Source organism: Siphonobacter sp. SORGH_AS_1065, assembly GCF_030818595.1.
Classification (GTDB): Bacteria; Bacteroidota; Bacteroidia; order Cytophagales; family Spirosomataceae; genus Siphonobacter.
Genome location: NZ_JAUTAM010000004.1, coordinates 3439018 through 3452280 on the forward strand (window position 1 = coordinate 3439018; position 13263 = coordinate 3452280).

Consider the following 13263-nt stretch of genomic DNA (forward strand, 5'->3'; position numbering starts at 1 on the left):
CCGGTTTTAACCTTTATAACGATAACTTTGACTTTAACGGAGTACTCTATATACGGGATAACGGAGGTGTTCGGGTTCGTAGTAGGGCGAAAGTCGATACACAAAATCCAGTTGAGCTCGACCATTTTTAGCAAAGGCAGGATCATTCGCCCGCTTTTCCTCTAGTTGCTTTTTTACTTCGGGATGGGTCTTGAGAAACTCCGCCGCGAGGTCTTCGAAAACATAATCTGAATACCCTTCTTTTTGCTGTAAAATGGAATCAAAGAAGTTCCAGGCAAAAAAACCTTCGGGGCTGGTAGGTTCCAGCGTTTCAATGATATACCGATTCTTGTCCTGATTGCATTCGATGTAATAATCACCTTTTCGGAAATGAATTTCCTGCGTTTTTGAACTCACTTTCACGTCCGTGTGCGGGTAATGGCCCTCATACGCTCGTGGGGAAGTTTGGTAAGATTCAATACGATAGGCTTCCACAGACATCGTCTGATCTTTTTCCAGACGCTTCATGACTACCTTATTCATTTTCAAACGTTCGATCACAGGCCACCACGCTTGGGGAATAAGGTAGGCTTTGGGCTTTTGAACGGTAACCGTCGGTACAAAATAATCATAATACGGCACGCTCATCTGAAAAGGTTTGGAGCGATCATAATACAGCCGGGGTTGACCCGAAACTTCGCTGGGCTTATACCCATGCTCATAACCCAGAAACTCAATCGTACGCGAACGGGTAGTGTCCTTCTTCCAGGCTAAAGGAAAGATCTGCTGCGTTTTCACGGCTTCTTTGGCTTGTTTTCGCAGGGTTAGGATTTCTTTGGCATTTGTTACTGTGAAGTCCAGATAGATTTTTAATAACTCATACGTAGACTTTACCCGCTGGTCGTAAGACTTCAGCATGTGCGTTTCAGGCATGAATCCCAGCGTCTGAAACAGAGCGGCATAACCCGTTGAGTAGCGAGGGTAATCAATAAATCCGCTGAATCCTTCCTTGGTAACATTGGGGCCGAAATTCGTCACGTATGGAGTCATGGGATAACCCTTCTCCTGCATTTTCTGATAGAGGTAAGGCTCCATTTTCGTATGCAGGAACTCCCCTAAAACACCGCCCATTTTACTATGCTGCGTGGCAATCAGGGTCATGACGTGCTGGTAATCAGCTCCGTTACTTACGTGCGTATCTACAAATACATCAGGATCAACCTGATGAAAAATTTCGGCAAAGGAGGTCGCATTTTTACTATTTGCCTTTACGAAATCCCGGTTTAGATCATAGTTCTGCCCATTGGCCCGAAACCCGTACGCATGAGGCCCATTCTGGTTCGCTCGACTAAAGGAATTCCGATTCAAAGCTCCGTCGATATTGTAGAACGGAATTATGCATAGCACCAGATGGTCTGGCAGCCTTAATCCATCTTTTTCGGTTAATAGATTCCGAAGTAATAACTGACAGGCATCCACACCATCGGGCTCGCCGGGATGAATGGCATTATCAATCAGCAGAATGGCTTTGCCTTTTTTTCGCTGTTCGGCCAGATCAAAATTCTTGTCTTTGCTCACCACAATCAGGTGCAGGGGTTCGCCCGAATCAGTTGGCCCCATGGTTCGCATCTGAACCTGTGGATACTGCTGATCCAGTTGCTGAAAATAAGCCATACCCTGCTCGTAAGTTGGGGTTTCGGCTCCTTTCGACTGCTCGAAAATAGTTTGTTGGGCGGAGGCCATAGACCAAGTAAAGAAAGTGCTGAGGAAGAAAATAACCCGTTTCATACCCATAAATAAGGAAAAACGAGGAAAAGAAAAAGATTTAATTCGACCAAATCAAAGCATTCTACGACTCGCCATTAGTTTTTGATTGTAGGCGAACAATTAATTCTATTCATTTTTTGCGGAAAAGTTGACCGGAGCATGCTGGCAGCAGCCACGTTGGCAGCTACAATGCATCTAGTTTTTCTGAGCGGATAGGTAGGTCATACTGGTAGCAACTACTGTCTCATGACAGTATGATTTCATGGCTTGGGTTAGTGCTGTCAGCAAGAAGGCTGGCCGGGCCACGTTGGTAGCGGCAATACACCTAATTTTTGTTGAACGAATAGGTAGGTCATGCCGCTACCAGCGTGGCCCGACCAGCTTTTCCGCTGGTAGCAACCACTAATCACTGCCTCACAATGCTATGATTTCATAGCCTGAATTAATGCTCCTAGAAAAAAGCTTGGAGAGGTCACGCTGACAGGGAGGGCCGCATATTCAAAAGATTCAAACTTAAGATAAGCCTCTTCAAAGCCAGGTAACGAAGCCACCCTTCTTAGCTCTTCATTGTAGGTGAAAGACCGTTCGTATCATTTTTTTATAGAGAAATGATAAATCAATCATGAAAAAAAGGTCTTAACCCTGTTTCTCCGCACTCTATGAAAAAATGGATAGTTCTACTGTCAGTTCTTTCCCGTACGCTTGCTTTTTCGCAATCTGAACCTTCGGCTCCTCCGGCACCTTTGCCTACCGATTTCATGCAGGAATTATGGTACAAAAAGGCTCTGATATATAACCTGGATGTGAAAGTTTTTAAGGATTCGGATGGAAACGGCTTTGGAGATTTCAAAGGATTAACCCAACAATTAGATTACTTGAAATCACTGGGAGTGAACGTTGTCTGGCTGGCCCCATTTCATCCTTCACCGCTGGAAGACGATGGGTACGACATTGCCGATTACTATAAAATCGACCCCAGAGTGGGCACGGAAGAGGATTTTAAACAGTGCATTCAGGAAGCAAAAAAGCGGGACATCCGAATTATTACGGATCTGGTCATTAATCATACTTCCATCCAACATCCCTGGTATCAATCGGCCCGGAAGGATAAAAACTCTCCGTATCGTAACTGGTACGTCTGGTCGAAGGAACGCCCGAAAGATGCGGATGACGGAATGGTTTTCCCCGGCGTGCAAAAAGAAACCTGGACTTATGATTCACTGGCTCAGGAGTATTACTTTCACCGATTTTACGATTTTCAACCGGATCTGAACGCTCAGAATCCAGAAGTTGAAACGGAGATCAGAAAAATCGTCAAGCATTGGCTGGATTTAGGCATTGCTGGCTTTCGTCTCGATGCCGTGCCGTTTTACATGGAAATCCCGAAAACCAATATCAAGAATCCAACCTTGCAGTTTGATCTGCTGTATCAATTGCGGCAATTTATTCAATGGCAAAATGGGCAGGCTGTGTTATTAGGCGAAGCCAATGTCGATCCGAAAGAAACTGAAAAATTTATCGGTAAATATGGTGAAGGCATTCAGATGATTTTCAACTTTTACGCAAACCAGTATCTGTTTGCGGCCCTGGCTACGGAGAATACCGAGAAATTTATCAAGGCTCTGGTGGATACCCGTCAGATTGCTCCGACGAGCCAATGGGCCTGGTTCCTGCGAAATCATGATGAAATCGATTTAGGACGACTGAGTAATGAAGACCGGGAAAAGGTCTATGCTCGATTTGGACCTCAGAAGAATATGCAGTTATACGATCGGGGGATTCGTCGCCGACTGGCTCCGATGCTGCATGATCGGAAACACATTGATCTGGCATACAGCTTGTTATTCTCTTTACCCGGCACACCTAGTTTGCGTTACGGCGAAGAAATTGGCATGGGAGATGACCTTAGTCTGAAAGAACGAAATTCAGTACGAACGCCAATGCAATGGTCAACGGCTAAAAACGCAGGTTTTTCTACTTCTAATCAGCCTTTTCATCCGGTTATTAATCAGGGCGAATATGGTTATCAGAAAGTGAATGTAAGTGCTCAGGAAAAAGATCCTAAATCGTTACTGAATCACGTGAAGAAGTTAGTAAAGCTGCGTGAAGAATGTCCAGAAATTGCGTTGGGGGAATGGACGATTTTGCCCGCCTCAACGGATCAGGTTTTGGTGATGAAATACGACTGGAAAGGAAAATCAGTGATCGTAGCTCATAATTTCAGTAAAGACAAAAAATCGATTACGCTGGGTTTGAGCGAATGGAAAGGTAAAAAGCTGCAAAATCTGATGAGTAATGCATCGGTAGCCTCTACTTCCAATGATACCTATCCGGTTACGCTGGAGGGGTATGGGTATCAGTGGTATCGACTGAATTAATATAGATATTAGCCAACAAAAAGCCCCTTCAGTTTTCTGAAGGGGCTTTTATTAATATTGGAAAGCTGAGATTACATCATGCCACCCATTCCGCCAGGACCGGCAGCAGGAGCAGGATTATCTTCAGGCTTGTCAGCTACTACACATTCGGTAGTTAACAGAAGACCTGCTACAGAAGCAGCGTTCTCCAGAGCCAGACGAGTTACTTTCGTAGGATCGATGATACCTGCTTCGATCATGTTTTCGTAACGATCTTCGCGAGCGTTGTAACCGTAGTCACCTGTACCTTGTTTCACGGCATTGATTACTACAGAAGCTTCGCCACCAGCGTTACCTACAATGGTACGAAGAGGAGATTCAACCGCCTGACGGATAATGTTGATACCTGTCGTTTGATCGTCGTTTTCGCCTTTGAAACCTTCCAGAGCTGATACGGCACGGATCAGAGCTACACCACCACCGGCTACGATACCTTCTTCAACCGCAGCACGAGTCGCGTGAAGAGCATCGTCAACGCGATCTTTCTTCTCTTTCATTTCCACTTCAGTAGCAGCACCAATGTACAGGATAGCTACGCCACCTGACAGTTTCGCCAGACGTTCCTGAAGTTTCTCACGATCGTAATCAGAAGTAGTGTTTTCGATCTGAGTTTTGATTTGGTTCACGCGAGCAGTGATATCGTCTTTGCCACCCACGCCGTTTACAATCGTCGTGTTGTCTTTGTCGATAATGATTTTCTCAGCCTGACCTAAATATTCGATAGAAGCGTTTTCCAGTTTGAAACCACGCTCTTCGCTGATAACCGTACCACCCGTCAGGATCGCGATGTCTTCCAGCATAGCTTTACGACGATCACCAAAACCAGGAGCTTTTACAGCTGCTACTTTCAGGGCACCACGGATTTTGTTTACTACCAGGGTAGCCAGAGCTTCACCATCCACGTCTTCAGCAATGATTACCAAAGGACGACCGGTTTGAGCTACTTGCTCCAGCACAGGAAGAAGTTCTTTCATAGAAGAAACTTTCTTCTCAGAGATCAGGATGAAAGGACGCTCCAGATCAGCTTCCATTTTGTCGGGGTTAGTCACGAAGTAAGGTGACAGGTAACCGCGATCAAACTGCATACCTTCTACGGTTTTTACTTCCGTTTCAGTACCGCGAGCTTCTTCAACAGTGATAACCCCTTCTTTACCAACTTTGTCCATCGCATCAGCAATCATAGTACCGATTTCGTGGTCGTTGTTAGCAGAGATAGTGGCTACCTGAGCGATTTCTTTAGAAGTGCTGATGGCACGTGATTGTGACTTCAGGTTTTCTACAACTTTTGCAACGGCTTTATCAATACCGCGTTTCAAATCCATAGGATTCGCACCAGCAGCTACGTTTTTAACCCCGATCGAGTAGATCGCCTGCGTTAATACCGTTGCAGTAGTCGTTCCGTCACCTGCCTGATCAGCCGTTTTAGAAGCTACTTCTTTCACGAGCTGAGCACCCATGTTTTCCAGAGCATCTTTCAACTCGATTTCTTTCGCTACCGAAACACCATCTTTAGTAATGGTAGGGGAGCCAAATTTTTTATCGAGGATTACGTTACGGCCTTTAGGTCCGAGGGTAACTTTAACTGCGTCAGCTAAAGCGTCAACGCCACGCTTCAGACGGTCACGGGCTTCGGTGTCAAAAAAGAGTTCCTTTGCCATAGCTAAAAGAATTTATAATGTGTTGGAATGTGAAGCAATCTTCACGTTGTGATGTAAAAAGGAAAATAAAATTAAGCAGTCAGGATCGCCAGAATGTCTGATTCCCGCATGATGAGGTAGTCTTTTCCGTCCGAAGAGATCTCGGTACCAGAATACTTACCGTACAATACGGTATCGCCTTCTTTTACAGTAACAGGCTCATCTTTTTTACCAGGACCTACGGCTACAACTACTCCACGTTGAGGTTTTTCTTTGGCCGTATCGGGAATGATGATTCCAAATGCAGTTTTCTCTTCTGCTGGAGCGGGTTCAACAAGAACGCGGTCTGCCAAAGGTTTAACGTTTACTGACATATGTGTGTAAGATAGATTTGTTAACTTTTTTGATTAACCATCTGGTTATGGTATGCATTCCTATGATTGTCGTGCCAAACCAGATAGTCTGTCAATTTTGCAGAGCCTTCTGCCAAAATCACAAAACTGCCTATAAACCAAAGGAATACCTAGTTCTTTCGAAAGATGAAGTAGAAAAATTTGGATATTACTGAAAAAGAAGTAGCTTCGAAAAGGATAAACGAAAACCAGGAGTTTATGAAAAAGTTACAAAAAACCTGGATTACTGATGGATTACTTGATTTCGAGTATAAAAAATATCAGCTTCTGGGGTATCTACAGCATGTCAACGACTCGTTTCAGGCCAGAAAATTATACCCTGAACTGTCAGATTTGCAGAATCATTACCAGGAAAGTGTGACTTTGCAGAAACAGCAACTGAAATGGTCAACTCAGATTCAGAAAAAATTAATCGGAATCGATCCAGAGAAACTGCAATTGACCTACGCCAGCGAATTTGAAGAACTAGCTCCGTTGCAGGAATTAGACGATATTCTTAGTTACGCCATCCCGCGACTCGGTTCAACGCTTTCTAAAGGAACGGAGTTGCTGGAGACGGTTCAGCAGGAGTTATCCATTCAACCGATTGGGATCATGCCGCTTTTTCGTAAAGAAGGGTATTTGTTTGTATACGAAAGCACCAACCGGGATTTACGCATTTACCAGTATAACGTACAACTCTTCGAATCGCACGTTCCACCCCGACGTCGGGTTGAAACGACTTTGGTGGAAGCTCGACGAAAGAATTATACGACTACGTTTGAGAGTATAAAGCTGGAGTTAGTACGTAAGAATCGGAATCTGCCAAACCCGGCTTCGTATCTGGTGGAAAGCAGGCTGGGTTATCCTATCGATGAAACGTTATTACCCATTGCCCGGCAGAAGATCGCCGAGGAAGTAGAATAAGCACCTAAAGAAAAAGCCCTCACAATTCCTTGCGAGGGCTTTTTCTTTATATCTAGAAAGCTTACGATTACTTCTGAGGCTGTGCGGGCTGAGCCGGAGCAGGTTGTGCTGGCGTTGTTGCCGGAGCAGGCGTTGTTGGGCGGGGAGCTGGTACGGTAGCCGCAGGAGCTACGTTACCCAGGCCATCATCCATACCTGAAGAAACACTTTGACCATTCAGGAAGAATACAGAAGCCAGAGCGAAAACAGCAATGGCACCACCGAAACCCCAGGTCAGTTGCTCGAGCAAATCACCCGTTTTCTTTACACCAAAAAGTTGTTGTGAACCTGCTCCCGTAAATTGAGAAAGACCACCACCTTTAGGATTTTGAATCAACACCACCAGAACCAGTAAAGCGGCAAATACGATGGAAGCAATAATCAGAGTAGCAAACATTTTATGAAAGTAAAAAATTAATGTCCGGTTAGGATAAAGGCGGGTTGTTTTTTAGGGCCTCTATTTTTTCTGCAAAGTACGTCTTTTTTTCGGGAAACTTCAACTGTAGTTTTTCATAAACTTCAATCGCTTTTTCAGTTTTTCCCTGACGAGCCAAAACTTTCGCGTAGGCTTCTGTAACTGGCGTGCTATGGGATTGCTGTGGTTTTTGAGCTAAATCCACCTGAATTTCTTCGGGTTGACCTAGTTTAGCCCGTAAAGGCCCAATGCGTGGCTCAGCCTGAATGAAGCGGTCAATAATAGAAAGCTGGTCCAGAGGATTACTTTCCTGGGGTTCGGTTTCTGGTTTTTCTTCGTTCTTTTTTAACAAGACTTCCGAATAATCGAGACCCCGCAGGGCCTGAACCGGATTAATTTCTTCGAAAAATGGTTTGGTACTTACTTCCACCACTTCCCGGGCGTGGCGGCGGGTGAAGGGTAAGGCCTGATCCGTCGTTGAGGTGGATTGAGGAAAATCGCCTTCCATGAATTTACGTAACGCATTTCGACTCAGAGCATAGGCCGCTGCTTTACGCAGGCTCGCCTCGGCTGACTTCGAGTCATGCGTGTAACCCTTTGCCAGAAGGACGTGTCCAGTCTGACAAAAAGGGTAATGTTCCACCAATTGTTCCAGATAAACCAGATCATCAGAGGAGAGTTCACTCGGATTTGTTACGAGGTATGAAAAAGTATCACGTTGCATAATTGCCTACCGCACCAGGGAAAATTCGAAAAGATTAACTTCTAAGATACATCATTCACGAATCGATAATCAATAGTCGGCTTGTGTACTAAACTTCGGTATTCTAAAGTTAAAGTTTATTTAAGAAATTATAAACAGCTAAAAATAAAAAAGTTGTCCGAAAATTCTTCGGACAACTTTTTTTAAATAAAAATAACTATTTCTACCAGTCTCCAGCCGTTTTACTGAAAATATCCAGAATAATCTGATCCAGAATGGGTGGGATTAACTGGGCTTCGACCTGATTTAAACTTTGATTCTGGGGGAAATCCCGAAAGAAAGAAAAGGGCTGTTCGAAATTACTGGACTCGTCCTTGTTATTCGTAAACCGAACGGTTACCGTTATGTTCAGCCGGTTCAGACCCGCTTTATCCTGAGCCGTTGGAGCCTGAGGCGTTACTTCGTAGTTAGTAATAGCCCCTTCCAGAACCAGATCTCCGTCGCCTTCAGGCCGTAATTGTAACCTCGTGTTTCGCTGGAAATATTCTTTTAAACTTTCCGTGAATGTCGTCGGTAGCGTAGCGGGCCCTCCGGCAGCATTCATGACGAAGTTATTAATCGTGATCGTTTTTAAATCGGACGATAACTTCCCGCCCGGAGAGAAGGAATAAGGGCCACAACCCGAAAACAGAACCGGGATTAAAAGGACCATGATAAGCGAGCGAAAGCTCTTACTCTTCGTCGATTTCATACTGTTTGATTTTCCGATATAAGGTACGTTCGGAGATGCCAAGAGCCTGAGCTGCATTTTTTCGTTTATTACCGTTTTTTCGCAGAGCCTTAATAATCATTTCTTTTTCTTTCTTTTCCAGGGAAAGCGATTCGTCCTCGCTTTCTTCCGTTACATCCACAAAGGATGGTTCGTTGGAAGAGTCAATCGAAAAAACGTTCGGGCTCTGATTGCTGGTAGTAGAAACGGGTAAATACCGCGTTGGGGTATTGGGTTCACTAAAATTAACAGGTTCGTCGTGAACACCCTGAAAAAGATTAGCGTGCTGACGCAAAATTTCACCATCTCCGGTACCGTTCTGAGCCATTTCAACGAAAAGCTTTTTCAGTTCGGTAACGTCGCGTTTCAGATCAAAAAGGACTTTATATAAAATTTCACGTTCACTGAAATCCTGATTCTGCGATTGCTGATCCCGAAAGACGTCGGGTAACGAAGAGCGTTGAGCGTCAGGAATGTATTTCACAAGCGTACGTCCATTCACGAGTCTCTCTTCTTCCAGAATTGAAACCTGCTCAGCCAGATTTTTCAGTTGACGAATGTTACCGGGAAACCGATAACTTAGTAATACTTCACGAGCATCTTCGGTTAACTGAATGGGACGAATCCGCTGGCGTTCACTGAAATCAGCCGTGAATTTTCGGAATAACATGAGAACATCATTCCCCCGATCTCTCAACGGCGGAACAAAAATGGGAACGGTATTGAGCCGGTAATACAAATCTTCCCGAAAACGTCCTTTTTCGACGGCCTGCATGAGGTTCACATTCGTTGCGGCTACCACGCGAACGTCCGTCTTCATAATTTTGGACGAACCTACCCGAATGAATTCCTTGTTCTCCAGCACCCGTAACAGACGAGCCTGCGTACTCAGGGGCATTTCTGCAATTTCGTCGAGGAAAATAGTTCCGCCGTCGGTTACTTCAAAATAGCCTTTCCGGGCATCGACTGCCCCGGTAAATGCTCCTTTTTCGTGACCAAATAATTCAGAATCAATGGTTCCTTCGGGAATAGCTCCGCAGTTGATGGCAATAAACTGGCCGTGTTTACGAGTAGAAAGCTGGTGAATAATTTTTGAAAAAGATTCTTTCCCACTACCACTTTCACCGGTAATAAGAACGGTCAGGTCGGTTGGTGCCACCTGAGCCGCAATTTGAATGGCATAATTCAGGGAAGTAGAATCGCCAATGATCCCAAACCGGGATTTTATAGATTGAATTTCTTGAGGCGACATGCAAATAGTGTAAAGAGTGAAGGAGCAGAAAATACAGGGAGAGCGGACCGGAAATCTTCCTGCGTTTTCGGTCCGCTCTATTCAAACTCAATCCTCTGATAAAACGGGTTCGCCTAACAGAGTGGCTGCCGTGCAATCGGTTACCAATACGTTGACGTATTGTCCTTTCTCAAAATGATGTTTCGGGAAAACGACTACTTTGTTCTGGTCGTTACGTCCCTGCAAATGTTCGGTGGAACGCTTGGACGTGCCTTCAACCAGCACGCGGTGTACTTTACCAATGGCCATCTGGTTACGCTCCATGCTGTGTTGTTGCTGAAGAGCGATGATTTCATTCAGACGACGCTTTTTCACTTCTTCGGGAATGTCGTCTACGAATTTCTTGGCCGCTGGTGTGCCGGGGCGTTCGGAATAAGCGAACATATAACCGTAGTCATACTTCACATACTCCATCAGCGTCAGGGTATCGCGGTGTTCTTCTTCCGTTTCCGTGCAGAAACCAGCGATCATATCCTGAGAAATGCCGCAGTCTTCACCCAGAATCCGACGAATGGCATCCACCCGATTCATGTACCATTCCCGGTCATAAGTCCGGTTCATGATTTTCAGAACGCGGGAGTTACCACTTTGAGCGGGCAAGTGAATGTAGTTACAAACGTTGTCGTACTTTTTCATAGTGTACAACACTTCGTCGGTAATATCCTTAGGGTGCGAGGTACTAAAACGAACGCGTAAATCAGGGTGAACCAAAGCTACTTTTTCCAGCAGATGGGCAAAGTTGACGTGCTCGGTTCCATCTTCGGAAGTCCACTTATAACTATCTACGTTCTGTCCTAGCAGTGTTACTTCGCGGTAACCCTGGTTGAACAGTTCTTCTGCTTCTTTTACGATGGAATGAGCATCCCGCGAACGTTCGCGGCCCCGGGTAAAGGGCACTACGCAGAAGCTGCACATGTTGTCACAACCCCGCATGATGCTGATAAACGCGGTGACTCCATTGGTATTCAGACGAACGGGAGCAATGTCGGCGTAGGTTTCTTCCTTAGAAAGAAAAACGTTCACGGCTTTCTGGCCCGTCTCTACCTCTTCCAGCAAGCGGGGCAGGTCACGGTAAGCATCGGGGCCTACCACCATGTCCACAATTTTTTCTTCTTCCAGTAACTTAGCTTTCAGCCGCTCGGCCATACAACCCAACACGCCAATGGTAGTATCAGGCTTGCGACGTTTGAGACTGACAAACGTGCTTAACCGATTACGCACTTTTTGTTCGGCGTTATCGCGAATGGCACAGGTATTCAGTAACACTAAATCGGCATCATCTGGACTGGAAGTCGTGGCGAAGCCTTTTTCACGCATGATGGAAGCTACGATTTCGCTATCAGAGAAGTTCATCTGACAACCGTAACTTTCAATATATAACTTCTTTTTGCCCTGGGCACCTTGTTCATCTTCCAGTAAACGGGGAAGATCAATGCCTTGCTTATCTTCGGGAGTTAGAATTTCTAAGGTCTTCATGGATGCTCGGAGCCTTGAGCCTCAGGCTTTCGGCTTATGTGATAAATATGGAGTTCAGACGAAGCCACAAAGCTACAAAAAAACTGACAATCTGTCAGACAGTAGTAGGAAGTGATTTTTAAATACTTGTTTAAAAAAGCGGAAGGCTGATTAGGTATTCAGAGGATAAATAGCTTGAATGATAACCTTCGAATACTTTGTAACATAATAAGCAAAACGCAACTTTACGATGAATCACTCTACATCTGCTGCATTGGTAGCTAATTTTTGCCTAAACAACTTTACTGACTTAGATCAAGCAAAATTGGACCGGGAATACTATTATGCTCATCTGCCTTTATGCGTGATTGATAGTGTGTTTTCTATGGGAGTAAAGTATGAATCGGTGCGTAATGTTGTGACTCGAATAAAAGGTTTCTTCCATAATACCACCTACCGCGAATTTGGATCTGAACCTAAAAGTACTGCCGATCAGATTTCGATTACTGAATTTCGGAGAAAGTTAGCAAATCAGACCCCTGAAGAACTGGCAACTCACGTATATGGTAACAAGCAACGCACCTCTAGTCAAAACGGAATTTTAAAAGCCGAAGCGGTTAACCTTTTCCTTGAGGTATTAGTAAAATATGAAGTTGACTATTTTCAGGATGTAACTAAGCTGATCGGTAACGGGGATTTTAAGAAGGATATAAAAAGGATTCCCGGTCAAGCTAGTGGAATTTGCCTTTCTTACTTTTTCATGCTGGCTGGTAACGATACGCTTATTAAACCTGACCGAATGGTAGAAGCCTTTCTTGAGGGTATAGTTGGTAGAAAATGTACACTTACGGAATCTCAGAACCTACTAGCAGAGGCGTCGAACTTGCTGTGTGAGCAGGGGTACGAGATGAATCCAAGATTACTGGATAATGTGATCTGGAATTACCAACGAAAGCTCGTCATAACCAAGGGTTAATTCGCTCGAACAAAATACTTTCCCAAGAAGGCTATAAGGACTTCCGGTAAATAATAAATAACCCCACTATCCAGAATAAAGGCGAAGGAAACGCAGCCGCAAAGCCAAAGGGGGAGATGCAAAAGAAAAATAAAATACCTCCCCAGCAACCTATGGTTAAAGATTTCTTCACTAATGAAATAGCAATAACCAACTGACCTGCGACTATGAATAGCAAAAGGGTAGTCGCGTGCGATTTAAAAAAGCCATTGATAAAGACTTTGTAGAAAGAGAAGAAAGCAAAATCAGCAAAAGATTGGTAAGCTTCGGGCGTGGTGAAAGCAGTATAGGCATTAACTATCGCTGCCGCAAAAAACATAATGGCGTAACAGTAGCGAGCCAGGGTGACATTTTTTAAACTGCAAACAGCCATACTAATGGCAATGCTATTACTTACTAGGAAGGCAATCCGCGTATGATCCATAAACGCAATAGTAAAACGCAGGATAATAGCAAT

General features: G+C 44.6%; 12 protein-coding genes. 3 read left to right on the top strand and 9 right to left on the bottom strand.

The window, feature by feature from the left end; all coding sequences use genetic code 11:
• Positions 1–33 precede the first annotated feature (33 nt).
• On the bottom strand, positions 34–1767 hold the full coding sequence (locus QE390_RS14840; RefSeq protein ID WP_307142704.1) for a M14 family zinc carboxypeptidase: 1734 nt from the start codon (positions 1765–1767) through the stop codon (positions 34–36).
• Positions 1768–2405: 638 nt separating this feature from the next.
• Here QE390_RS14840 and QE390_RS14845 point away from each other — a divergent pair.
• Positions 2406–4124 (top strand): alpha-amylase family protein, encoded by a 1719-nt coding sequence (locus tag QE390_RS14845; protein WP_307142705.1) that lies wholly within the window; start codon positions 2406–2408, stop codon positions 4122–4124.
• Positions 4125–4195: 71 nt separating this feature from the next.
• On the opposite strand, the gene groL is transcribed toward QE390_RS14845, so the two are convergent.
• Both groL and groES read right to left on the bottom strand, forming a co-directional pair.
• Positions 4196–5821 (bottom strand): chaperonin GroEL, encoded by a 1626-nt coding sequence (gene groL, locus QE390_RS14850; protein WP_106637653.1) that lies wholly within the window; start codon positions 5819–5821, stop codon positions 4196–4198.
• Between the two features lie 71 nt (positions 5822–5892).
• Positions 5893–6174 carry a co-chaperone GroES gene (gene groES, locus QE390_RS14855; protein WP_106637654.1) on the bottom strand — a complete coding sequence of 94 codons (282 nt, stop codon included), beginning with the start codon at positions 6172–6174 and terminating at the stop codon, positions 5893–5895.
• Positions 6175–6411: 237 nt separating this feature from the next.
• Here groES and QE390_RS14860 point away from each other — a divergent pair, with 237 nt between their 5' ends.
• Positions 6412–7119: a hypothetical protein gene (locus tag QE390_RS14860; protein WP_157830405.1), complete on the top strand. Its 708-nt coding sequence runs from the start codon at positions 6412–6414 to the stop codon at positions 7117–7119.
• Positions 7120–7186: 67 nt separating this feature from the next.
• Here the strand turns inward: QE390_RS14860 and secG are convergent, their stop codons facing one another.
• From secG to miaB, 5 genes are all read right to left on the bottom strand, one after another.
• The gene (gene secG, locus QE390_RS14865) at positions 7187–7555 is read right to left on the bottom strand and encodes a preprotein translocase subunit SecG (protein WP_106637656.1); all 369 of its coding nucleotides are present in this window, start codon (positions 7553–7555) and stop codon (positions 7187–7189) included.
• Between the two features lie 28 nt (positions 7556–7583).
• Positions 7584–8297: a hypothetical protein gene (locus QE390_RS14870; protein ID WP_307142706.1), complete on the bottom strand. Its 714-nt coding sequence runs from the start codon at positions 8295–8297 to the stop codon at positions 7584–7586.
• A gap of 202 nt (positions 8298–8499) precedes the next feature.
• Complete coding sequence (locus QE390_RS14875) at positions 8500–9027, bottom strand: LptE family protein (protein WP_232793771.1); 528 nt, start codon at positions 9025–9027, stop codon at positions 8500–8502.
• Positions 9008–10297: a sigma-54-dependent Fis family transcriptional regulator gene (locus QE390_RS14880; RefSeq protein ID WP_307142707.1), complete on the bottom strand. Its 1290-nt coding sequence runs from the start codon at positions 10295–10297 to the stop codon at positions 9008–9010. The genes QE390_RS14875 and QE390_RS14880 overlap by 20 nt, the downstream gene beginning before the upstream one ends.
• 87 nt (positions 10298–10384) lie before the next feature.
• Positions 10385–11812, bottom strand: coding sequence for a tRNA (N6-isopentenyl adenosine(37)-C2)-methylthiotransferase MiaB (gene miaB, locus QE390_RS14885; protein WP_307142708.1), 1428 nt, complete (start codon positions 11810–11812; stop codon positions 10385–10387).
• Positions 11813–12041: 229 nt separating this feature from the next.
• Between miaB and QE390_RS14890 the strand changes: the two genes are divergently transcribed.
• Entirely contained in the window at positions 12042–12767 is a 726-nt protein-coding gene (locus tag QE390_RS14890) for a hypothetical protein (RefSeq protein WP_307142709.1), read from the top strand.
• A gap of 31 nt (positions 12768–12798) precedes the next feature.
• Here the strand turns inward: QE390_RS14890 and QE390_RS14895 are convergent, their stop codons facing one another.
• Complete coding sequence (locus QE390_RS14895) at positions 12799–13230, bottom strand: hypothetical protein (protein ID WP_307142710.1); 432 nt, start codon at positions 13228–13230, stop codon at positions 12799–12801.
• Positions 13231–13263: the final 33 nt, after the last annotated feature.